1 protein-coding gene is annotated in these 912 nt (G+C 34.6%); it reads left to right on the top strand.

The window, feature by feature from the left end:
- Nucleotides 1–166 precede the first annotated feature (166 nt).
- Nucleotides 167–373, top strand: a complete 207-nt coding sequence (locus NL42_RS18450; RefSeq protein ID WP_004643550.1) for a hypothetical protein — start codon at nt 167–169, stop codon at nt 371–373.
- The last annotated feature ends 539 nt before the right edge of the window (nt 374–912 follow it).

Below are 912 nucleotides of genomic sequence, written 5' to 3' on the forward strand. Positions count from 1 at the left end.
TTCTTTCCTCTGGAATTGAAGTTGATTTAAATTTAGATGGTCGCACCTTTTATGCGTCTATAAATCAACTATTTAAATTAGATTATAGAGTTAGTTAAAACTCAGTTTGCTATTGGATATTTAGGCGGGTCCATTATTTCTGCCATAATTTTATTAGGATATCGTCATGCTTAAACAAAATATCAGTGTTAAAGACCAGTTTGGAATTAAATACGTCATTCAGGCAACAGTAGATAATTATTTCGCTAATACTCAATGTTTTTCTAATTTAAAATACATTACAGTTGAAGGTGAAGATATACGACCGGGTTTTGAAATGTTTTTTCAAAGTACTCTAAGTGGTAAAATTTTTAAAATTGATAAAATAAATTAATCTATCAACGCAGTACATTTAAAGCGGCAGGATAGCGTTCTTTTAAAAATAGAAAAACCTCATAGCTTTAGGGCACATTGCAAATACTCAATTAAACAATAACTTTAATAATAAAGCGCAGGTGGTGAAAGCCACACTAGCGCATTTCTAATTTCCTAAACTGCTATATCTCAAAATTCCGCAACTTTATAAACCCTAAATTAACAATAACTTATTTATTATTTAACCTTACTTTTTAATGATCTATTTTAAAGCAAATGTCATTTTGTGTGCTTGACTGCAACAAATGTGAAGCTTATCCTTTGCCTGCTGGCCACATTGCCAGCCGGCTTTGACAGGCTGAATATTATCTCCCGCATCAGAGCTTTTCCTTCTGAGGAATAGCCTTGTGTGGTGTACCACTCGTTCCCTCCCGTAGCGGTAGGACGGGAGAGGGACACTTTCGGGTGTGCTAGTTTGAGATAATACTAGTCTGTCAACCTTCTTCCGTTCTGCCACCATAATTCTTATTAATGTCTGGCAGAACTCCCAATAAAAAG

This window comes from Acinetobacter sp. GN11 (assembly GCF_054823985.1).